15 protein-coding genes and 1 pseudogene are annotated in these 21,066 nt (G+C 68.8%); 12 read left to right on the top strand and 4 right to left on the bottom strand.

All coding sequences use genetic code 11. The features are described 5' to 3' along the window. Nucleotides 1–208: 208 nt before the first annotated feature. The 6 genes and pseudogenes from AC3RJ7_RS18520 to AC3RJ7_RS18495 form a co-directional block, all read left to right on the top strand. Nucleotides 209–1,480: pseudogene (locus AC3RJ7_RS18520) on the top strand (flavin monoamine oxidase family protein); the annotation flags it as partial. Then, on the top strand, nt 1,477–1,833 hold the full coding sequence (locus AC3RJ7_RS18515; protein WP_244853999.1) for a cupin domain-containing protein: 357 nt from the start codon (nt 1,477–1,479) through the stop codon (nt 1,831–1,833). The pseudogene AC3RJ7_RS18520 and the gene AC3RJ7_RS18515, both read left to right, overlap by 4 nt. Beyond that, nucleotides 1,830–3,320 carry an NAD-dependent succinate-semialdehyde dehydrogenase gene (locus AC3RJ7_RS18510; RefSeq protein ID WP_491457316.1) on the top strand — a complete coding sequence of 497 codons (1,491 nt, stop codon included), beginning with the start codon at nt 1,830–1,832 and terminating at the stop codon, nt 3,318–3,320. Before AC3RJ7_RS18515 ends, AC3RJ7_RS18510 begins: the two co-directional genes overlap by 4 nt. Before the next feature lie 30 nt (nt 3,321–3,350). Then, nucleotides 3,351–4,688: a flavin monoamine oxidase family protein gene (locus tag AC3RJ7_RS18505; RefSeq protein ID WP_491457315.1), complete on the top strand. Its 1,338-nt coding sequence runs from the start codon at nt 3,351–3,353 to the stop codon at nt 4,686–4,688. Further along, nucleotides 4,685–5,062 (top strand): cupin domain-containing protein, encoded by a 378-nt coding sequence (locus AC3RJ7_RS18500; RefSeq protein ID WP_491457314.1) that lies wholly within the window; start codon nt 4,685–4,687, stop codon nt 5,060–5,062. The genes AC3RJ7_RS18505 and AC3RJ7_RS18500 overlap by 4 nt, the downstream gene beginning before the upstream one ends. A 284-nt stretch (nt 5,063–5,346) precedes the next feature. Then, nucleotides 5,347–6,660, top strand: a complete 1,314-nt coding sequence (locus AC3RJ7_RS18495; protein ID WP_491457313.1) for a flavin monoamine oxidase family protein — start codon at nt 5,347–5,349, stop codon at nt 6,658–6,660. Nucleotides 6,661–7,004: 344 nt separating this feature from the next. On the opposite strand, the gene AC3RJ7_RS18490 is transcribed toward AC3RJ7_RS18495, so the two are convergent. The 3 genes from AC3RJ7_RS18490 to rhaI are packed head-to-tail and all read right to left on the bottom strand — an operon-like array spanning nt 7,005 to nt 11,646. Then, complete coding sequence (locus AC3RJ7_RS18490) at nt 7,005–8,444, bottom strand: rhamnulokinase (protein ID WP_491457312.1); 1,440 nt, start codon at nt 8,442–8,444, stop codon at nt 7,005–7,007. Beyond that, a complete protein-coding gene (locus AC3RJ7_RS18485; RefSeq protein ID WP_491457311.1) occupies nt 8,441–10,477 on the bottom strand; it encodes a bifunctional aldolase/short-chain dehydrogenase in 2,037 nt (678 codons plus the stop codon). The genes AC3RJ7_RS18490 and AC3RJ7_RS18485 overlap by 4 nt, the downstream gene beginning before the upstream one ends. Nucleotides 10,478–10,479: 2 nt before the next feature. Further along, a complete protein-coding gene (gene rhaI / locus AC3RJ7_RS18480) occupies nt 10,480–11,646 on the bottom strand; it encodes an L-rhamnose isomerase (RefSeq protein ID WP_491457310.1) in 1,167 nt (388 codons plus the stop codon). A 329-nt stretch (nt 11,647–11,975) separates the two neighbouring features. Here rhaI and AC3RJ7_RS18475 point away from each other — a divergent pair, with 329 nt between their 5' ends. After that, complete coding sequence (locus tag AC3RJ7_RS18475; protein WP_491457309.1) at nt 11,976–12,983, top strand: LacI family DNA-binding transcriptional regulator; 1,008 nt, start codon at nt 11,976–11,978, stop codon at nt 12,981–12,983. 60 nt (nt 12,984–13,043) lie between these two features. Here AC3RJ7_RS18475 and AC3RJ7_RS18470 read toward each other — a convergent pair whose 3' ends face one another. Further along, nucleotides 13,044–13,853, bottom strand: coding sequence for a TetR/AcrR family transcriptional regulator (locus AC3RJ7_RS18470; RefSeq protein WP_491457308.1), 810 nt, complete (start codon nt 13,851–13,853; stop codon nt 13,044–13,046). Between the two features lie 76 nt (nt 13,854–13,929). On the opposite strand from AC3RJ7_RS18470, the gene AC3RJ7_RS18465 reads away from it, so the two are divergent. The 5 genes from AC3RJ7_RS18465 to AC3RJ7_RS18445 all read left to right on the top strand — a co-directional run bounded on the left by AC3RJ7_RS18465 (nt 13,930) and on the right by AC3RJ7_RS18445 (nt 21,015). Continuing rightward, entirely contained in the window at nt 13,930–15,261 is a 1,332-nt protein-coding gene (locus tag AC3RJ7_RS18465; protein ID WP_491457337.1) for an MFS transporter, read from the top strand. Nucleotides 15,262–15,317: 56 nt separating this feature from the next. Continuing rightward, on the top strand, nt 15,318–17,999 hold the full coding sequence (locus AC3RJ7_RS18460; protein WP_491457307.1) for a family 78 glycoside hydrolase catalytic domain: 2,682 nt from the start codon (nt 15,318–15,320) through the stop codon (nt 17,997–17,999). Nucleotides 18,000–18,070: 71 nt separating this feature from the next. Continuing rightward, nucleotides 18,071–19,309 carry a glycoside hydrolase family 1 protein gene (locus tag AC3RJ7_RS18455; RefSeq protein WP_491457306.1) on the top strand — a complete coding sequence of 413 codons (1,239 nt, stop codon included), beginning with the start codon at nt 18,071–18,073 and terminating at the stop codon, nt 19,307–19,309. Then, nucleotides 19,306–20,139: an SDR family NAD(P)-dependent oxidoreductase gene (locus tag AC3RJ7_RS18450; protein ID WP_491457305.1), complete on the top strand. Its 834-nt coding sequence runs from the start codon at nt 19,306–19,308 to the stop codon at nt 20,137–20,139. The genes AC3RJ7_RS18455 and AC3RJ7_RS18450 overlap by 4 nt, the downstream gene beginning before the upstream one ends. A gap of 3 nt (nt 20,140–20,142) precedes the next feature. Beyond that, nucleotides 20,143–21,015, top strand: coding sequence for a sugar phosphate isomerase/epimerase family protein (locus tag AC3RJ7_RS18445; protein ID WP_491457304.1), 873 nt, complete (start codon nt 20,143–20,145; stop codon nt 21,013–21,015). Nucleotides 21,016–21,066: the final 51 nt, after the last annotated feature.

Raw genomic sequence — 21,066 nt, 5'->3', positions numbered from 1 at the left:
CTGAGCGCCCTGCGCAGCGGCCTGCGACCCGAGATCGCCGCCGTCTCGACGATCATGCTCGTGCTCACGCTCATCGCCCTCGGCCTCGTCGCCTACGTGCTGCGCCGCGCCGGCGACTCGGCCGCCGACATCGCCCGCACCATGAGCGGCGGCTGACCGGCACGCACCGCACCGAACGGCAACCGATTACCAGTCGCAGGTCCGTACGTCCGCGACTGCCAGGACATCGAAGGAGAGAAGAATGACGCGCACCGCAGTGCTCGGTGCAGGCCTCGCAGGCCTCGCCGCTGCGACCCAACTGGCCCGGGCCGGCCACGATGTGACCATATTCGAAGCACGCGATCGTGTCGGAGGGCGCGTATGGTCGGAGACCATCACCGCGGCCGGCGGATACCACGTCATCGAGCGCGGAGCGGAATTCGTGCTCGACGGTTATTCAACCCTTCGCAGCTACTGCGAAGAACACCGTCTTGAGCTCGTCGAGACGGGGATGAGCTACTACGTCCGGACACCGGCCGACCGTCCCGAGGTCACCACCGCAGCGATGGCGGCGCTCGGGAGGGCCGCCGCCGAAGCCGCCGCGGACGGCCCCGACGAGCGGTCGGTCGCGGATGTCCTCGACGCCATCGGCGTCGAAGGGCCTACCCGCGAAGCGCTCGAGGCGAGAATCGAGATGTCGACGGCAGTCCGTATCGACCAGGTGACGGCTGAAGAAACTCTCGAACACGTCGCCTCGTTCGAGCCCCAGCCGAGTTGGCGCATCGGCGGGGGCAACCAGAGCCTTCCCGATGCAATGGCGGTCGCGCTGGACGGCCGCGTCCGACTGAGTTCCAGAGTCGACCACGTCGAGCAGCACGGCGACCGGGTCAGGATCACCGTCGGCCACGATGACGAGTCCTTCGACTTCGCCGTGGTGGCGCTGCCGTTCGGCGTGCTCACCGACCCCGCTTCCGTGAGCCTCGAGATCCCGCGATGGAAGCGTGACGCGATGTCCCGGGTCGTCCAGGGCAACGCTGCGAAACTCCACCTCGCTCTCGACGAGGCCCCCGCGACCAGCGCGGTGATGAGCGTTACGGGGAGATTCTGGACTTGGACCGCGAACGCGCTGGACGTCGGGGTCGCTCCCGTGCTCAACTGCTTCGGCGGGGAGATCGGTCACCTTCTCGATCTCCGCATCGACCGAGGTGAACGCGACTGGGAGCGGGCGGTCCGTGCGCTTCGCGCCGACTTGCCGATCGCCCCCGGGCGCGCCGTGCTCTCCGCTTGGCCGTTCGATCCGCTCGCCCGAGGTGCGTACACGGCGCACAGCCCGCGTTTCACGACCGCGGACGCGGAGGCACTTGCTGCCCCGCATGGGCGGCTCTACTTCGCGGGGGAGTACATCGACCCCGAGTTCACCGGTCTCATGGAAGGCGCACTTCGCAGCGGCGACCGGGCCGCCGCAGCGCTCCTCGCCGCCGAAGGGAACGTCGCAGCATGACTGGATTCGTCGCTACCCGATTCGAGCACTCGGCCATCGACTGGCCGGACGACGTTGCGATTGCCGCCGACCGAGTCCTGAAGGGCACGCCGACGGCGTCCACGTTCGTCATCGAGGACGCTTCCACTCACCAGCTCGGACTGTGGCGTGTCACTCCTGGCGAATTCGTCACCGATCATGCGGGCTACCTGGAGTACATCCACGTCCTATCCGGGACTGGTCGGCTCATCGACGAGGGCGGTGTCGCGCTCGATCTCGGCCCCGGCGTCACCGTGCTCATGCAGCCCGGCTGGAGGGGCCGTTGGGTCGTCCACGAGACCATCACCAAGGCGTACACCGTGATCAACTCATGAGCGCGCTCCCAGACCCGACGGTCACGAACCGTGAGCACGAGCTGCTGGCGTCCGTCCCCGACGGCCTGTTCATCGACGGATGCTGGCGTAGGGCGACCGGCGGCGTCACGATGACGGTTTCCGATCCTGCGACCGGTGAACCCGTCAAGGAGGTCGCGAACGCCTCGTCCCAGGATGGACTGGCCGCGCTCGACGCAGCGAATCAGGCCTTCCCCGCTTGGGCGGCGAGGCCGCCGCGGCAGCGGGCGGAGATCCTGCGGCGGGCGTTCGACCTGCTGCAGGAGCGCAAGGAAGACTTCGCACTGTTGCTGACGATCGAGATGGGAAAGCCGCTTCCTGAGGCGCGCAACGAAGTCGACTACGGGGCCGAGTTTCTCCGCTGGTTCAGCGAGGAAGCCGTGCGGATTCAGGGTCGGTACGGTGAGAATCCCGAGGGAACTGGCCGCGTGATCGTCTCGCAGCACCCGGTGGGTCCGTGCTTCCTGATCACCCCTTGGAACTTCCCTCTGGCGATGGCGACCCGCAAGATCGCACCGGCGCTTGCCGCCGGTTGCACCGTGGTAATCAAGCCGGCCGAGCTCACCCCGCTGACGATGCTCGCCTTCGCGCAGCTGCTGCAGGACGCCGGCGTGCCGGGCGGTGTCGTCAACGTGATCACCACATCGATGTCCGCGGACGTCTCGGAGCCGATCATCCGTGATCCGCGGCTCCGGAAGCTCTCATTCACCGGGTCGACGCACGTCGGTCAGCGCCTCCTTCGGCACGCCGCGCACGGCGTGCTGCGCACATCGATGGAACTGGGCGGAAACGCGCCGTTCGTCGTCTTCGGTGACGCCGATCTCGACAAGGCGGTCGAGGGGGCGATCGCGGCGAAGTTCCGCAACACCGGTCAGGCCTGTACGGCGGCGAACCGGTTCATCGTGCAACGATCCCTCGCCGACGAGTTCGCCGAACGGACGACCGACCGGGTGAGCGGACTCCGCCTCGGCCGCGGAACCGAGGAGGGCGTGGCGATCGGCCCCCTCATCAACGAAGCTGCGGTTACGAAAGCGGATCGCCTGGTGCAGGACGCGGTCGCCCGTGGCGCCATCGTGACCACCGGTGGCAGGAGGGCGGGGGACCGCCGCGGTGCCTTCTACGAACCGACCGTCGTAAAGGACGTGCAGCCGGGGTCGGAGATCCTGCACGAGGAGATCTTCGGACCAGTCCTCGCGATCATCGCCTTCGACGACGAACAGGACGCCGTGCGCATCGCGAACGACACCGACTACGGCCTCGTGTCGTACGTGTACACCGAGAACCTCGCCCGGGGCCAGCGGATGATCGAGCGTCTTCAGACCGGAATGATGGGCCTGAACATGGGCGTCGTCTCCAATGCGGCCGCACCGTTCGGCGGCTGGAAGAGGTCTGGACTCGGACGCGAGGGCGGCGCCGAAGGGATCCACGAGTATCTCCAAACCAAGTACACGCTCGCACCCCGCAGCTAGAACCACACCTTCCGAAGGAGCTATCAACACATGGAGAAACACGACGTCATCGTGCTCGGCGCCGGCCTGGCCGGACTCAGCGCCGCGCGAGACCTTGCCGCGGCAGGAGTGGATGTGATCGTCGTCGAGGCTCGAGCACGAGCGGGAGGGCGCGTCGAGCAGGCCAACACGCCCGACGGCCGGCTCGTTCAACTCGGCGGCGAGATCATCGGCAGCTTCCACACCGCATACAAGGAGTTGGTCCGAGAGCTCGGGCTGACGCTCGTCCCGACTTTCGTGGCCAGCAGCGGCGAGACCAGCTGGAGCCTCGCCGACGGCTCGTTCCTCGGCGACGACCTGCCGTGGATGAGCAGTGGCGACCGTCGCGTCTACGACACGATCGAGAAGCAGTTCTCGGCCCTGGCCGCGACGGTGAATCCGGACGACCCGTGGTCGCACCCCGACGCCGAGCGACTGGATGACCTCTCCATCGCCGAATGGGTCCGTGGCGAGGGAGGGTCGCCGTCGGTTCTCCGCGCGCTCGAACTCTCGGCCAAGGCACTTGCCGACTCGTCGATCGAGCGTTCTTCGCTGCTCGCGTACCTCCGCAAGGAGTCAGCTGCTGGAGCGGACGGCTTCTACAACTATGACGCTTGGGAGAACGAGCGGGTGCTCGAGGGCTCCGCAACCGTGGCGCTTCGAATGGCTGATGAACTCGGTGAGCGCATCCGTTACAGCAGCCCCGTCGAGCAGGTACAGATCGATGGACGGAAGAGCACGGTGCGCCTGGCGACGGGTGAGATCCTAGGCGCTGCAGCGATCGTCTCGGCGCTGCCCGTCGGACCACTTCGCGATGTCTGTGTCGAAGGTGTGAGCGCCGCACGAATGGCATCGTTGCACGCCCAACGGAACGCGCTCACGGTCAAAGTCGCAGCTGTCTACCCGGACTCCATCTGGGAGAACGATGGGCGCAACGGAACCAGCTACATGGAGCAGACGCTTCTCGGAGGAACTTGGGCGCAAAGCGACGGCGTCCTGTCAGGCCTCCTGCCTCCGTCGAGTCTCGCCGAGTACTTCGCCACGCCTCTACACCGCCGACAAGCGGAACTCACCGACGAGCTCATCACGGTCCTCGGCAAGCAGGCCGGCGAGTACTCCCAGTTCTACCTACGCAACTGGGCGACCGACCGGTGGACGCAGGGATACGCCACCGGTTGGCGGCCCGGCGACGTCATGGCTGTCGGGCCGCTCCACGGCTCCCACGAGCCGCCGTTCTACGTGTGCGGGTCGGACCAGTGGGTGTGCGGCTACATGGAGGGCGCGGTTCGCACCGGTCGAGCCGCAGCCGCCGCCGTCCTGCAGGGGAGCGAAGGGAAACAGAGCCGATGAACAGCAAGATCCGGCCTCTGCCCGCGTCCGACATCGCAGGTCCCAGCATGATCGCGAGCTCTTATGTGACGCCAGAAGCGTTGCGCACCGGTGATCCGCACGAGTGCGAGCTTTCGCATCTGGTCAGCGCTGACGACCGTTTCGTTGTCGGCATCTGGTCGGCGGAGCCATACAGTGAGCACGTCGATTCGTACGGGGGATACGAGTACACCCGCGTAATCGAGGGTCGGGTCACGCTCACCGGTACCGACGGCGAAGTTCGCAGCTTCGGACCTGGCGATGCGTTCACGATCGAGCCCGGCTGGTCTGGTGAATATCGCGTCGAAGAGCGTCTCATGAAACAGTTCGTCTACTACGAGAGTGGTGACGCCTGACCTGACTCACTCGACCCTGCCGCGTTCTCCTACCCGGTGGACAGTAACCAGCCGAGCTCCTTCTCGGCGTACGTCATCGCCAGTTCAGCCGCACTTCGCGCGGGGGGGGGGGGGGGAGAGAGAGAGAACTCGGGGTCCTGCAACGCCATTTGCGTCGACATCCCGTGGAGCAGGGCCGTGAACGTGAGCACGAAGCTCCGCGGCTCAACCGGCAGTGACTGAATACTCAGCAAACTCTCGCATTTCAAGTTCGAACGCGATCAAACAGGTGGAAGGAAGAGCGGATGTCAGTGTCCGATTACGACGTGGTCATCGTGGGTGGCGGCCTGGCCGGACTGGCAGCTGCGCGCACGTGTGTTGCCGCCAATCTGGATGTGTGCGTGCTCGAGGCCAAAGGCCACGTCGGCGGACGCACGTTCAGCCAAGCGAAGGACGGCCTGACGTTGGACCTCGGGGCGGAGTGGGTCGAGTCGGCGTATCACGATGCCGTCGTCCGCGAGCTCGACAGGTACGGACTTGAGCTGGATGCGCCGGAGTCGCCGGCATCGCCCTACTGGGCGATCGGCGACGTGGTCGAGCGTCGAGCGAGCGGCATGACCGGAGAAGCCGAAGAGGGCTTTCGCGATCTCTGCCTTTCGATCGACGCGGACGTCGCCCGCATCGACGCCGACGATCCCCGTTGGCACGAGGTCGCAGCTGATTTCGACATCCCAATGACCGACTACCTGGACCGGTTCACCCCCGATGCGACGGTCCGGGCGCACTTCCTGCGGCATTGCTTCGCCCTGTTCGGCGCGGATGAAGCCTCCTACAGCGCCATGTACGCGCTCCACGAGTTCGCGGCCTTCGGATCATGCGAGGAGGCCTTCACCAGTGAGACCGCTCGCGTGAAGGGGGGCACCATGAAGATCGCGGAGTCGATCGCGGAGGAACTGGGCGAGAGGCTCCGGCTCGGGACGACGGTCAACCGGATCAGCACAGTTGACGGGCCGTCGCCCGTCCGGGTCTTCACATCAGAGGGTGCGATGACAGCCCGGGCGGTGATCGTCGCCGTGCCGGTCAATGCCCTCCGCGGGATCGACCTCGAGGTGCCGCTCAGCGCTGCCGAGCGCGAGGTCATCGCGACCGGGCACTCCGGCGCCGTCGTCAAGGTTTGGCTTCGAACGACCGATCTCCCTGACCCCTACTGGTCCTTCGGATGGCCCGATGTTCCCGAATCCTACGGTCGTTCGGTTCCGGATGGTCAGCAGATCGGCGCCTTCCAACTCGTCACGGGGGGCGACACGAGCGGTGCGGCCGATCGTGCACTCGAGGTGATGCAGCGCCGACACCCCGAAGTGACGTTCGGCGAAGAGACGCTCTACCACGACTGGGTCAACGATCCGCTGATCCGCGGAACATGGTGCGCGCCGGCGCCTGGACAGGCCACCGGACTCTACGAACTCGCCGCAGAGTCGGGCCCCTGTTTCTTCGCTGGAGGCGATCTCTCTCGCAGATGGGCCGGCTGGATGGACGGAGCTCTCACCTCGGGCGAGGATGCTGCCGAACGCTGCGCGGCCTACATCGGGCACCACAACGTGCCCCAAGTGGCCGGATAAAGGGCAGCGCCCGGCGCCGCGCGGTCGCGACGGTACTGTCCGCTCTCGACAAATCGGAACCTCCAAGTGTCCACCTTGCAGTTCCCGCATACGAACAGTCCGAGTCTCGACGACACGCGACGAGTGCCGCAGTTCGGGCAGTCGGGCTCAGAAGCGAGGATGGCGTCGTCGATCACAGGTTAGGAAGTTTATGCCGAGGCGCCGTCACGTGCGGGAAGCCGGGCTTGTCGCCATATATGGAGAGGGTTCCCCTCCGGCGCGATGGGCGACAGGTCTTAGACGGTCGACCAGGCTCGGCAGTTCGATGGCGCGCACGTCGATGCTCGGAGGTCCAGAGGCTGCGCCTATTCCGTCGTCGGAAGGTAGCGCACCGGCTCGGACGCCCGCCGCACGAGTGCGCGAAGCGATTCGAGGTCGCCGGTGGCGAACCCCTGCGCGCGCGCCTGAACGAGCACGTTGCCGATCGCGGTCGCCTCGACGGGGCCGGCCAGCACCGGGATGCCCGCTCGGTCGGCGGTCCGCCGGCAGAGCAGCTCGTTGAGGGCGCCGCCCCCGACGATGTGGATCGTGGACACATCGACGTCCGACAGGATCGACGCCTGCCGCACGGCGTCGGCGAAGGCCTGGGCGAGGCTTTCGATGATCGAGCGGGCGAACTCGGCGCGGGTCCGCGGCGGTGCGACGCCGTTCTCCGCGCACCACTCGACGATGCGCCCCGGCAGGTCGCCGGGCGCCACGAAGCGAGGGTCGTTCGCGTCGAACAGCGCGACCGGTCGGTCGACGGCGGCCGCGGCATCCAGCAGTTCGGAGAGCACCACGGTCGAACCGTCGCGTTCCCACCAGCGCACCGACTCGCTGAGCAGCCAGAGCCCCATGACGTTGTGCAGGAACCGCACCCGCCCGTCGACACCGCCTTCGTTCGTGAAGTTCGCGGCGCGGGCCGCGTCACTCGTGACGGGCCGTTCGAGCTCGACGCCGACGAGTCCCCACGTGCCGCACGAGATGTAGGCGGCCGACTCGGCTCGCATCGGCACGGCGACGACGGCCGAGGCGGTGTCGTGGGAGCCGACGGCAATGACGTCGACGCCGTCGGGCGCGCCGAGCTCGGTTGCGACGGTCGCCCGCAGCGGTCCGACGACGGTACCCGGCGACACGAGCGCGGGCAGCAGGGATGCCTCGAGCCCGAGCCGCGCGACGAGTTCGACGTCCCACTCGCCGGTTGTGACGCTGACGAGGCCAGTGGTCGACGCGTTCGTGCGCTCGGCGACCGCCGCGCCCGTGAGCTGGTAGGCGACGAGGTCGGGAATGAGGAGCAGCTCGTCGGCGAGGCCGAGCCAGCCGCCAGCCCGTTCGGCCGCGAGCTGGTACACGGTGTTGAATGGCAGGAACTGCAGACCGTTGCGGCGGTACAGCTCCGCGAACGGCACGAGGGCGTGCACGTCGCCGACGGCGGTCGCAGTGCGCTCGTCGCGGTAGTGGAACGGCTCGCCGAGCAGCCGCCCGTGGCGCAGCAGACCGTAGTCGACCGCCCACGAGTCGACGCCGATCGAGGTGATCGCGGGCTCGCGGCGGAATGCCTCGGCGATGCCCTGCGAGAGGTCTCGATAGAGGCCCGTGACGTCCCAGTGCAGTCCCGACGCGAGTCGCACGGGCCCGTTCGGAAAGCGGGCGACCTGCTCGAGGTCGAGTCGCCCCGCCGCCTGGTCGACGTAGCCGATAACGACCCGGCCGCTCGTCGCACCCAGGTCGACTGCGGCGACCGCGCCTCGGCCGCCGGTCGTCATCGCAGGAATGCGGCGGCGACGCCGGAGTCGACGGGGATGTGCAGGCCCGTGGTGCGGCTGAGCTCTGGGCCGGTGAGCACGTACACGGCGTCGGCGACGTTCTCGGGCACGACCTCGCGCTTGAGGATGGTGCGGTTCGCGTAGAACTGGCCGAGGTCCTCCTCTTTCACCCCGTAGGTCGCGGCGCGGTTCGCGCCCCAGCCCGAGGCGAAGATGCCCGAGCCGCGCACGACGCCGTCGGGGTTGATGCCGTTGACGCGCACGCCGTGCTCGCCGAGCTCGACCGCGAGGAGTCGCACCTGGTGGGCCTGGTCGGACTTCGTCGCCGAGTAGGCGATGTTGTTGGGGCCGGCGAAGACGGAGTTCTTCGAGGAGATGTAGATGATGTCGCCGCCGAGCTTCTGGTCGATGAGCACGCGGGCGGCGGCCTTGGACACGAGGAACGAGCCCTTCGCCATGACGTCGTGCTGCAGGTTCCAGTCGGCCTCGGTGGTCTCGAGGAGGGGCTTCGACAGCGAGAGGCCGGCGTTGTTGACGACGAGGTCGACGCCGCCGAACGCGAGCACCGCCTCGTCGAGCGCGGCCTGCACGGCCGCGGCGTCGGCGACGTTCGCGGCGACGCCGATCGCGACGTCGGTCGAGCCGAGCTCGGCGGCGGCGGCCTGCGCCTTTTCGAGGTCGAGGTCGGCGACGACGACGCACGCTCCCTCGGCGGCGAGGCGTGTGGCGATGGCCTTGCCGATGCCGCTCGCGGCGCCCGTGACGAACGCGATGCGGCCCTGGTGGGTCTTGGGCTTGGGCATGCGCTGGAGCTTCGCCTCTTCGAGGGCCCAGTACTCGATGCGGAACTTCTCGGCGTCGGAGATGGGGGAGTACGTCGAGACCGACTCGGCGCCGTGCATGACGTTGATCGCGTTGACGTAGAACTCGCCCGCGACGCGTGCGGTCTGCTTGTTCGCCCCGTACGAGAACATGCCGATGCCGGGCACGAGCACGATGAGCGGGTCGGCGCCGCGCATCGCGGGCGACTCGGCGGTGGCGTGGGCGTCGTAGTACGCCCGGTAGTCGGCGCGGTACGCCTCGTGCAGCTCGTGCAGGCGGTCGATCTGCTCGTCGGCCGTCGCCGTCGCGGGCAGGTCGAGGATGAGCGGCTTCACCTTCGTGCGCAGGAAGTGGTCGGGGCAGCTCGTGCCGAGCGCCGCGAGCGCAGGGGCCTTCTCGCTCGCGAGGAAGTCGAGCACGACCTCGGTGTCGGAGAAGTGGCCGACCATCGGCCTGTCGTGCGACGCGATGCCGCGGATCGTCGGCGCGAGGAGGGCGGCGCGCTCGCGGCGCTCGGCCTCGGGCAATGCCTCGTAGCCGGGGCGCACGCCGCCGAACGGCTCGGCCGAGCCGTGCTCGGCGAGGTAGGCCGCGGCGGTGTCGATGATCCAGAGCGAGTTCCGCTCCGCCGCATCCGAGGTGTCGCCCCACGCCGTGATGCCGTGGCCGCCGAGGATGCAGCCGACCGCCTGCGGGTTCGCGGCCTTGATCTCGGCGATGTCGAGCCCGAGCTGGAAGCCGGGGCGGCGCCACGGCACCCACCCGACCTTGTCGCCGAAGACGCGGCTCGTCAGCGCCTCGCCGTCGGCCGCGGTCGCGATCGCGATGCCCGAGTCGGGGTGCAGGTGGTCGACGTGGGCCGCGTCGACGAGGCCGTGCATGGCCGTGTCGATCGAGGGGGCCGCGCCGCCCTTGCCGTGCAGGCAGTAGTCGAACGCCGCCACCATCTCGTCTTCGCGGTCGACCCCCGGGTAGACGCCCGTGAGCGCCCGCAGCCGGTCGAGCCGCAGCACTGCGAGGCCCTGCTCGGTGAGGGTGCCGAGGTCGCCGCCCGAGCCCTTCACCCACAACAGCTCGACGGGCTCGCCCGTCACCGGGTCGGTCTCGGTGCCCTTGGCGGACGTGTTGCCGCCGGCGTAGTTCGTGTTCTTCGGGTCGGCGCCGAGGCGGTTCGACCGCGCGATGAGCTCTGCTGCTGCCGGGTTCGTCATGGTCACGCCCCCCAACCGGCCTGCACGCCGCCGACGCGGTCGGCGGCGATCTGCTGCAGGTAGCCCGATTCGGCGAACGCGGCCATCGGGTCGGCGGGGAGGCCCCGCGACTCGCGCCACTCGGCGAGCGCCGGGCGCACGTCGGTGTAGAACGCGTCCATGAAGATGCGGTTCGCCTCGAGCACGTCGCCCGACACCTGCGCGGCGCGCAGCGCCTCGGTGTCGACGAGGAGCGCGCGGGCCGTCATCTCCTGCACGTTGAGCACGCTGCGGATCTGGCCGGGCACCTTGTCCTCGACGTTGTGGCACTGGTCGAGCATGAACGCGACCTCGGGGTGGTTGAAGCCGCCGCCGCGGATCACCTCGAAGATGATGCGGAACAGCTGGAACGGGTCGGCAGCGCCCACGATGAGGTCGTCGTCGGCGTAGAACCGCGAGTTGAAGTCGAACGAGCCGAGCTTGCCGAGGCGCAGCAGCTGCATGACGATGAACTCGATGTTCGTGCCGGGCGCGTGGTGGCCGGTGTCGAGGCAGACCATCGCCTTCTCGCCGAGCGCGGCCACCTGCGCGTACGAAGTACCCCAGTCGGGAACGTCGGTGTGGTAGAACGCCGGCTCGAAGAACTTGTACTCGAGCACCAGACGCTGCTCGTCGCCGAGGCGCTCGTAGATCGTGGCGAGCGACTCGTGCAGGCGGTTCTGCCGGCCGCGCAGGTCGGCCTGGCCCGGGTAGTTCGAACCCTCGGCGAGCCAGATCTTCAGGTCGCGGCTGCCCGTCGCGTGCATGATGTCGATGCACTCGAAGTGGTGGTCGATCGCCTTGCGACGCACGGCGGCGTCTTCGTGGGTGAGGGCGCCGAACTTGTAGTCGTCGTCCTGGAAGGTGTTCGAGTTGATCGTGCCGAGGGCGACGCCGTGGTCTTCGGCGTGCCGCTTGAGCGCCTCGTAGTCGTCGACCCGGTCCCACGGGATGTGCAGCGCCACGGTCGGCGCGATCGCCGTGTACCGGTGCACCTGCGCGGCATCCGCGATTTTCTCGAAGGGGTCGCGCGGCGTGCCGGGCGTCGCGAACACCTTGAAGCGCGTGCCCGAGTTGCCGAACGCCCAGCTCGGCAGCTCGATGGCCTGCGCGGCCAGCTGCGCCTGGATGTCGTCGGTGAGGATGCTCACTGTGGTCCTGCTTTCGTGAGGGTGGTCGGATGCCGCTCTAGCGGCTCGTCGGGAAGGCTTTGCCACGCTCATCGAGTCGGCGGAGTCACCGCCCGCATAGGCGGTACGCGTTGCGGGGCCTTGCTCACCGACGCGAGTCTCGCGCACTCCGGCACAAAGATGAATCGTTTCAACGTAGAGTTGAAGATACCCTAGAGGCCCGTCCGTGAGACGGTCAAGTCAGCGCCTGAGTCAATCAGGCGCGTGCTGCACATGGCGAAGCATCGGATGCGCAACGATCGAATCGGTTCCGAGAACGATCAGGTTGCGGCGAAACGAAGGGGCAGCAGATGGCGGTGAGTGTTCGTGAGGTCGCGGCCGCCGCGTCGGTGTCGGTCGGTACCGTCTCGAACGTGCTCAACCGGCCCGACAAGGTCGCGCCGGCCACGGTCGAACGCGTGCTCGCGGCGATCGAGGAGCTCGGCTTCGTGCGCAACGACGCCGCCCGCCAGTTGCGCGCCGGCCGGAGCCGCTCGATCGGCTTCGTCGTGCTCGACGTGCGCAACCCGTTCTTCACCGAGGTCGCCCGCGGCGCAGAGACCCGCGCCGCCGACGCCGGCCTCACGGTGCTGCTCGGCACGAGCGACGAGAGCATCGAGCGCGAGCGCGTGTACGTCGACCTGTTCGAGGAGCAGCGCGTGCACGGGGTGCTCATCTCGCCGCTCGCCGACGACCTGCCCCGGCTGCAGCGCCTGCGCGATCGCGGCACCCCGGTCGTGCTCGTCGACCGGCAGGCGCACGACCTCACCTTCTCGTCGGTCGCGGTCGACGACGTCGCCGGCGGACGGCTCGCCGCCGAGCACCTGCTCGGCCTCGGCCGGCGCCGCATCGCGTTCGTGGGCGGGCCCGAGCCGATCCGCCAGGTCGCCGACCGGCTCGAGGGCGCCCGGCGTGCGATCGCCGAGGTGCCGGATGCCTCGCTCGAGGTCGTCGCGACCGAGAACCTCACCGTGCTGCAGGGGCGCGCGGCCGGCGAGGTGCTGCGCGGCCGCTCGGCCGCCGAGCGGCCCGACGCGGTGTTCGCCGCGAACGACCTGCTCGCGATGGGCGTGCTGCAGGCGCTCGTGATGCGGGGCGACGTGAGCGTTCCGGGCGACATCGCGCTGATCGGCTACGACGACATCGACTTCGCGGCCGCCGCGGTCGTGCCGCTCTCCTCGATCCGGCAGCCCGCCGCCCTCATCGGCCACACCGCGGTCGACCTGCTGCTGCGCGAGGCCGACGCCGACGACGGGTTCGAGCCCGAACAGGTGGTCTTCCAGCCCGAGCTCGTCGTGCGGGCGTCGACCGCTGGGTGACCGGGCGGGCCGCGCTACCGATCGATCATCGCGATTACCTACCAGCGTGCGAATGCATGGTTAGTTGCGTGCCGCGTCGTCGGTCATGATCATGCGCATGAATGTCTCGAGAAGCGGCAGCGTCTGGCGGCTCGGGTCGAGTAGGGCCTGGATTCGCAGGCCGTCGATCATGGCGAGCAGCATGGTGACCTTGTCGTCGGCGGTGACCTCTTCGCCGTCGTGCGCCGTGGCGAGTCGGCCGCTCGAGAAGTGTTGGCGCATGCGTTCGCGGCGTGCGATGAAGAAGTCGTGCGCGGGGTGGTCGGGGTTGGTCGCCGCGACGGTGATCGCGAGCCAGTTGCGTTGGTGCTCAGGGTGGGCGAACTCGTCGGCGAGCACATTCGAGAGCACCTGCTCGGCCGGCACGCGTGACTGCATGATGCGGCGCGCCATCTCTTCGTCGTCGTCGTCGCGCTGCGCGAGTGCCGCAAGCAGGAGTTCGTCCTTGCTGCCGAAGTGGCGCAGGAGTGCGGCGTGCGTCAGCTCAGCGCGCGCGGCGATGTCGCGGAGGGATGCGCGTTCGTAGCCATGCTCGGCGAAGCTGGCCAGGGCGGCGCGCACGATCTGGGCGCGGCGCGCGGGCGTGCTCGCGTAGGGGCCGCGACGGGCTCGCGGCGGTTTCGCGGGTGGAGCGGCTGCGATTCGGTCGGCGGGAGCCGGCACAGGGCTTGTCTCGCGCAAGCCGGGCTCCTGCAACTGCGCTGTCTCCAGCGGGGTGGATCTTGGCATGCCTTCTCCTTGTACGCGCATTACTCGAGTCTGGCAGGCCCCGTACCCGAGCCCGATTTGCCAATAGTAACCGAGGTGGTTACTGTTGGCGCTAGTAACCACTGCGGTTACTTTTGCGTACTTCCCAGCACGACCTGCGTACGATCGCGTGGTCGGATCATCGCCGATGAAGGAGTCAATGGTGACGAAGAACGAGCCGGACGCGGACCTCGCCGCCGGCCTCGCCGTGTCCGACGGAGAGACCGCGCCCGCGGTCGAGATTCCTGTGGCGGAGCCGCAGCAACCGATGAGCCGGGGTTACATCCTCTGGCTGATGCTCGCGAGCTTCGGTGCATCCATGGCCATGATGGTGCCGCTCTCGTACGGCATCGCCGTGCGCATCACCGAGCTCGCACCCGGTCACGAAGAAGTGCTCGGATTCATCACCGGGATCGCGCAGGCCGTTTACCTCGTGCTCAGTCCGCTGGTCGGCATCTGGAGCGACCACACCCGGTCGCGGTTCGGACGTCGAAGCCCGTTCATCTACCTCGGAGTGACGATCGGACTGGCAGGTCTCGTCGTCATCGGTCTTGCTCCCAACCTGCTGATCGTCGGCGCCGGCTGGGTGCTCGGCATGGTCGGATGGTCGATCGCCGGCGCCGCACTGCAGAACATCCAGGCCGACAAACTGCCCGAGGGGCAGCGCGGCAAGGTGTCGGCGCTCACCGGCCTCATGACCCAGGTCGCTCCGGTGCTCGGCATCGGCGTCGCCTACGCGGTGTCGTCGAACACCTTCCTGGTCTTCCTGCTGCCGGGTGCGATCGGCGCGGTGCTGCTCGTCCTGTTCCCGCTCATCAAGCCCGAGGGCAGCTCGAAGGACCTCGCGCCGTCGACGCAGGTCACCGTGAAGTCGGTGTTCGCGAGCTACGGGTTCAACATCCGCAAGTACCCCGACTTCGCCTGGAACTGGCTGGGCCGCTTCGTCTTCTTCATGGGGCTCTACTTCAACACCACGTTCGGCACGTTCTTCTACGCACAGCGGCTCGACATGCCTGTGCGGGAGGTGGCCGGCGTGGTCGCGACAGTCGGCATGGTCGGGGTGCTCGCTGCTGCGGGCGGCGCGCTCGCAGGAGGATTCCTCTCGGACAAGCTCCAGCGCCGCCGCCTCTTCGTGATGATCGCCGCAGTGCTCTTCGTCGTCGGCGCGCTCGTCGAGGCCACCGCCTGGTCGCTCGCGCAGATCGTCGTCGGCGCCGTGCTCATGCAGCTGACGATCGCGGTGTTCGCGACCGTCGACCAGGCCATCGTGTACGCGACCATCCCCGAACGCGACCAGGCCGGCCGCTACATGGCGGTCATCCAATTCGCCCAGAAGATCCCGAGCGCCATTGCGCCGCTGCTGGCCGGCGTCGTGATCACGATCGGCGCGACCGGCGGCGAGAAGAACTACACGCTGCTGTACCTGCTCGGCGCCGCCTTCGCGCTCATCGGCGGCCTCGTCATCATGTTCAAGGTCAAGTCGGTTCGTTGACCGAGCTCGACCCATTCGACAGTCCGAAACCGGCATTCGAACGGAAGCGAACCCGCATGCCCAGTGCCCCGTATGACCTCGTCGTCGACTACGGCGGTGACGAATTCGCCGTCACCGGCTCCGCCCCCCGACTCTCCTGGAAGGACGCGGTCGACCGCGATCTTCACGCGGTCTACCGGGTGGAAGCGGTGATCGACGGAGCGCAACCGATCGTCGCAGAGGTCGCCGGTCGTCGCTTGACGGCGTGGCCGTTCACGGCGCTCGGCAGCGCACAGCGGGTGACGTGGCGGGTCCGCGCCGAGGCGCCGGATGCCGCGTGGTCGGGGTGGGCGGAGTTCGAGTCGGGACTCCTCGACGCGGACTGGTCCGCACCTTGGATCTCTCCCGTCGAACCCGCCGTGGGCACCGACGGCGATGCCGGCTACGGACGGCGTGCGGCGCATGTGCTCGCGGGTCGCTTCACGATCGCCGGCACCATTTCGTCGGCTCGCCTCTACACGACCGCGCTCGGCGTGTACACGGCGACCGTGAACGGCGAGCGCGTCGGCACGATCGAGCTCGCGCCGGGGTCGACCTCGTACGACCGCACCGTCTATGCGCAGGCGGCGGACGTCACCCGGCTGATCCGCGATGGGGCGAACACGGTCGAGCTCGAGCTCTCCGACGGCTGGTACCGCGGGCAGGTCGGCGCGTTCCGGCTTCCGGCCGCCTGGGGCACCACATTGGGTGCCCGCGTCGAGTTGCACGTCGAGTTCCCCGACGGATCGCTGCAGGTCGTGGCGGGCGACGGCTCCTGGACGAGCCGGCGGTCGGCGATCACCCGTGCCGACCTCATGGACGGCCAGACGCTCGACCTGTCCACGGTGACCGGCCCCGTGGTGCCCGTGCTGGTCGACGTCGTCGAGGCGCCGCCGATCGACTGGTCGCCGGCGCCGCCGGTGCGGGTCGTCGAGCGGCGCGCACCCGAGTCGCTGCGAGCGATCGCCCACGGGGTCTGGCTCGTGGACTTCGGGCAGAATGCGTCCGGCTGGATCCGGCTGACCGACCTGGGTGCGCCGGGCACTCGCACCGTGCTCGAGTACGGCGAGGCACTGGGCCGCGACGGCGACCTGGACACCTCGCACCTCGATTCCGAACGGCCCGACGGCGGGCGCAAGGCATTCGTGCAGCGCGACGAGATCGTCGCGGGGGAGCAGGGCGGCGTCTTCGAGCCCCGCCACACGGTGCACGGGTTCCGGTACGCACGGATCACCCGCTCCGATGGCGGCGCACTCGCCGCCGCATCCCTGGAGATGTGCATCGTGCAGACAGATCTCGCGCGCACCGGAGCCTTTGCGTGCAGCGACGACGAACTGAACCGGCTGCACGAGATCGTCGACTGGAGCTTCCGAGGCAACGCCGTCGACGTACCGACCGACTGCCCGACCCGTGAGCGGCTCGCCTGGACCGGTGACTACCAAGTGTTCGTGCCGATGGCCACGCGCCTGTACGACGTGCACGGCTTCAGCCGCAAGTGGCTGCGCTCGGTGCGTGATGATCAGCTCGACGACGGCCGGATCGCGAACTTCTCGCCCGACGGGCGCCGTATCAAGCAGCAGCTCGACGACCAGTTCGCCATGATGACCGGTTCGGCGGGCTGGGGCGACGCGATCGTCGCGGTGCCGTGGGAGCTCTACCTCTCGTATGGTGACGAGCAGGTGCTCGCCGAGAACGTCGACGCGATGAGGCGCTGGGTCGAGTGGGCGCTCGGACAGGCGCGCTCCGCCCGGCACTTCGCCCGCGTGCAGGCCTCAGCCGAGCCCGAGCCGTTCGAGCAGTATCTCTGGGACGGCACGTTCCACTGGGGCGAGTGGACCGAGCCCAGGCAACGCGACGCCGAGGGGAACCGGATCGATCCGATCAAGCACGACCCGATGGCCTGGTTCATGGCCGACAAGGGCGAGGTCGGCACCGCATACCTGCACCGCTCGACCGCGACCCTCGCCGCCGTCTCGCGCATTCTCGGCCGCGTCGAGGATGCCACCCGCTACGCGGCGACCGCCGACCGCATCGCCGATGCCTGGCGACAGGCCTACCTGCGCGCCGATGGCACGACGGCGACCGACACTCAGGCCGCCTACGCGCGGGCCCTCGCGTTCGGACTGATTCCCGAAGATCTCCGCGACCGCGCGGTCGACCGGCTCGTGGAACTGATCCGCGACGCCGGCACCCATGTCGGCACCGGATTCCTCGCGACGGGCGACCTGCTGCAGGTGCTCGCCGACCACGGCCGCGCGGACGTCGCGTACGAACTCCTCCAGCAGCGCACCGCCCCGTCGTGGCGGTACATGCTCGACCGCGGCGCGACCACAGTCTGGGAGGACTGGGAGGGCATCGACGAACACGGCGACGCCCACGAGTCGCTCAATCACTACAGCAAGGGTGCCGCGATGCGGTTCCTGCACACGCACACGCTCGGGCTGCGGCAGGACGCCGGTTCTGTCGGCTGGCAGCGCGTCTTGATCGAACCCGTTCCGGGCGGCGGCGTCACCTGGGCGCGCGGCAGCCACGAGGGGCCGCAAGGCACGATCGACGTCGACTGGCGCATCGAGGGCGAGCGGATGACGCTGACCGCCGTGGTCCCGTCGGGAACCACCGCCCGCGTCGTGCTGCCCGACGGCACCGAGTACCGGATCGGGGCGGGCCGGTTCGAGACGACCGCCACGCTCCCCGCCCGCGCGTCGACCGCGACGGCATGACCCCCGCGGCAGCCTCCACACCGCATCCATTTTTCGATATCGACCACTCCACGAACGAGAGGAACCAACCCATGACGACCTTCCCCGAGGGCTTCCTCTGGGGCGCCGCTACAGCGGGCCACCAGATCGAGGGCAACAACGTGAACAGCGACTGGTGGGCGCGCGAGCAGATGATGCCGGGCATGGAGCTCTCCGGTGACGCGGTGGACAGCTACCACCGCTACCGCGAGGACATCCGGCTGCTCGCTGACGCGGGCCTCACGTCCTACCGCTTCAGCCTCGAGTGGTCGCGGATCGAGCCGGTGCGCGGTCACTTCTCGAAGGCTGAACTCGCCCACTACCGCCGCATGATCGATTACTGCCTCGACCACGGCGTCGCACCCGTCGTCACCCTGCAGCACTTCACGACGCCGCAGTGGTTCGCCGCGCTCGGCGGCTGGGACAGCCCCGACGCCGAAGCGCTGTTCTGCGCGTACGTCGAGCAGGCGTGCACCATCCTCGACGGCGTCGAATGGGTCGCGACCATGAACGAGCCCAACATGCAGGCGGCGATCATGACCGCGATGCGGCACCTCTCAGCGTCCGGCGGGGAGTGGACGAGCCCCACGGTCGAGGCCGAGGGCGATGCGGAGAAGAAGCAGACGCACAGTGAGTTCCTGACCTACGCCGACCCCGAGATCGGGCGCATGTTCACGCGGATCCACCACGCCGCCCGCGCGATCGTGCGCGAGCGCACCGGCGCGAAGGTCGGCTGGACGATCGCGGCAGGCGCCCTCACGGCAGCGCCCGGCGGCGAGGAGAAGCTGCTGCAGATCCGGTACGGCAAGGAGGACGTGTACTGGGAGGGCAGCCGCGGTGACGACTTCGTCGGCGTGCAGGCGTACTCGAGCCAGCAGGTCGACGCGAACGGCCTCGTGCCGCACCCGCCGCACCCCGACAACACCCTCGTCGGCACGTCCTTCCGTCCCGACTCCCTCGCGATGGCCGTCCGCCACGCGTGGGAGGTCAGTGAGCACACGCCCATCGTCGTCACCGAGAACGGCATCGCCACCGCCGACGACGCGCAGCGCATCCGCTACACGGAGGAGGCGCTGCGGGGCCTCGCGGGCACCATCGCCGACGGCATCGACGTCCGCGGCTACCTGCACTGGTCACTCCTGGACAACTTCGAGTGGGGCCACTGGGAGCCGACCTTCGGCCTCATCTCGGTCGACCGCGACACCTTCGCGCGCACACCGAAACCGAGCCTGGCCTGGCTCGGCGAGGTCGCGAAGCGCAATGGGCTGGAGTCGGCGGAGGCTGCAGCATGACCTTCCCGTTCGCCGACGTCTCGGCCCGTTCGCTCACCGAGCTGCTCTCGCTCGCCGGCCGCCGGGCCGTCGTGACCGGCGCAGCGCAGGGCCTCGGCAAAGCCATCGCGGCGCGACTGGCCGAGGCTGGGGCCGACCTCCTGCTGATCGACCTCAACGAGGATGCGGCGCAGCTCGCCGCAGGGGAACTCGCCGACCGGTACGGCGTTCGCGTGGCCGCCACACACGCCGACGTCGCAGACACGGCTTCGGTCGCGGCGGCCGCCGACGTGGCCGTCGCCGAACTCGGCGGCATCGACATCTGGGTGAACAACGCCGGGATCTTCCCGAACGCGCCGGCGACCGTGATGCCCGACGAGATGTGGGACGCGACCTTCGCCGTCAACGCGCGCGGCGTGTTCCTGGGTTCGCGCGAGGCTGCACGCCGCATGTCGGCCGACCGATCGGGCGGCGTCATCGTCAATATCATCTCGACCGCGGGCGTGCAGGTGGCGTTCCCCGGCATGGCCGCGTACGTCGGATCGAAGCACGCCGCGCTCGGCATGACCAAGTCGCTCGCGGTCGACCTCGCCCCGCTGGGCATTCGCGTGCTCGGCGTAGCGCCGAGCTTCGTACCCACCGAGGGCAACATCGCCGCGGCGAAGGCCGGCGCCGAGGCCGCGGCCGCGGCCGGCATCGAGATGCCGACCCTCGACGTGATGAAGACGAGCATGATCGGCCGCATGGGCACCCCCGACGACATCGCGCGCGTCGTCCTCTTCGCCGCGAGCGACCTCTCGATGATCATGACCGGCAGCACGCTCCTCGCCGACGCCGGTGAGACGGTCTGACGCGTGCCGTCATCCACTCGGCGGCCGCTGCGGGCGATCCAGCAGATCCAGATCGGCCGGATCGCGTCCACAGAAGAACAGGCGCGCGAGACCCTCGCGCGCCTGGTCGCGGCCGGATTCGAGGGCATCGAACTCAACGGATTCATGACCCGGCCGACCCCACTGATCGTCCGGGGCCTGACGCGAGTCGCCGGAATGCCGGTCGGCGGCGGCGGGCGGCTCGACTGGCCGCGCCTCGTCGCCGAAGCGGGCCTCTCGGTGGTCGCCCTCCACGAAGACCTCGGGACGATCGAGTCCGCACGGGCGGAGGTCGCGGCGCGGTGCGCCGAGTTCGGCACGCGGAACGTCGTGATCACCGGAATGCACCGCTTCGACTACGGCGACGAGGAGGCGGTCGCCCGGCTGGCGCAACGGCTCACCATCGCCGGCCACGCCTTCGCAAACGACGGCCTCCGCCTGCTCTACCACAACCACACCGCGGAGTTCCGGCGGCTGCCCTCAGGCGGCACCGCCTTCGCGGCACTGCTCGAGCAGACGGATGCCGAAGCGGTCGGATTCGAGCTCGACTGCTACTGGGCGGCCACCGCGGGAGCGGATCCGCTGCGCCTGCTCGACATAGTCGGCGAACGGGTTCGTCTCCTCCACCTCACCGACCGCGGCTCGCGCGTGACCGGCCCGACGATGACGCCCATCGTCAAAGCGGACAGCGTCGAACTCGGCACCGGCAACTTGGCCGTCGACACCATCATCGAGCGAGCCATCGCGCTGCAGATGGAAGCGGTGATCCTCGAGACCCACAAGAACTGGATCGACGGGTCGCCGCTGCGCAGCGCGGAAGTGAGCGCCGACGTACTCCGACGACTGCTCCCGTCCTGATCGACGAGTTCGTCGCCGAACCTCCCTCGAGCAGTTCATGAGCCGCGACCG

The sequence above is a fragment of the Agromyces solani genome (assembly GCF_058349925.1).
This window is presented reverse-complemented; position numbering and strand designations above follow the sequence as displayed.

Excerpts from the sequence above, each read along its gene's own strand:
- AC3RJ7_RS18515 (WP_244853999.1), top strand. The coding sequence starts at position 1,477 with ATGACTGGATTCGTCGCTACCCGATTCGAGCACTCGGCCATCGACTGG.
- AC3RJ7_RS18510 (WP_491457316.1), top strand. The coding sequence starts at position 1,830 with ATGAGCGCGCTCCCAGACCCGACGGTCACGAACCGTGAGCACGAGCTG.
- AC3RJ7_RS18505 (WP_491457315.1), top strand. The coding sequence starts at position 3,351 with ATGGAGAAACACGACGTCATCGTGCTCGGCGCCGGCCTGGCCGGACTC.
- AC3RJ7_RS18500 (WP_491457314.1), top strand. The coding sequence starts at position 4,685 with ATGAACAGCAAGATCCGGCCTCTGCCCGCGTCCGACATCGCAGGTCCC.
- AC3RJ7_RS18495 (WP_491457313.1), top strand. The coding sequence starts at position 5,347 with ATGTCAGTGTCCGATTACGACGTGGTCATCGTGGGTGGCGGCCTGGCC.
- AC3RJ7_RS18490 (WP_491457312.1), bottom strand. The coding sequence starts at position 8,444 with ATGACGACCGGCGGCCGAGGCGCGGTCGCCGCAGTCGACCTGGGTGCG.
- AC3RJ7_RS18485 (WP_491457311.1), bottom strand. The coding sequence starts at position 10,477 with ATGACGAACCCGGCAGCAGCAGAGCTCATCGCGCGGTCGAACCGCCTC.
- AC3RJ7_RS18475 (WP_491457309.1), top strand. The coding sequence starts at position 11,976 with ATGGCGGTGAGTGTTCGTGAGGTCGCGGCCGCCGCGTCGGTGTCGGTC.
- AC3RJ7_RS18465 (WP_491457337.1), top strand. The coding sequence starts at position 13,930 with ATGGTGACGAAGAACGAGCCGGACGCGGACCTCGCCGCCGGCCTCGCC.
- AC3RJ7_RS18460 (WP_491457307.1), top strand. The coding sequence starts at position 15,318 with ATGCCCAGTGCCCCGTATGACCTCGTCGTCGACTACGGCGGTGACGAA.
- AC3RJ7_RS18455 (WP_491457306.1), top strand. The coding sequence starts at position 18,071 with ATGACGACCTTCCCCGAGGGCTTCCTCTGGGGCGCCGCTACAGCGGGC.
- AC3RJ7_RS18450 (WP_491457305.1), top strand. The coding sequence starts at position 19,306 with ATGACCTTCCCGTTCGCCGACGTCTCGGCCCGTTCGCTCACCGAGCTG.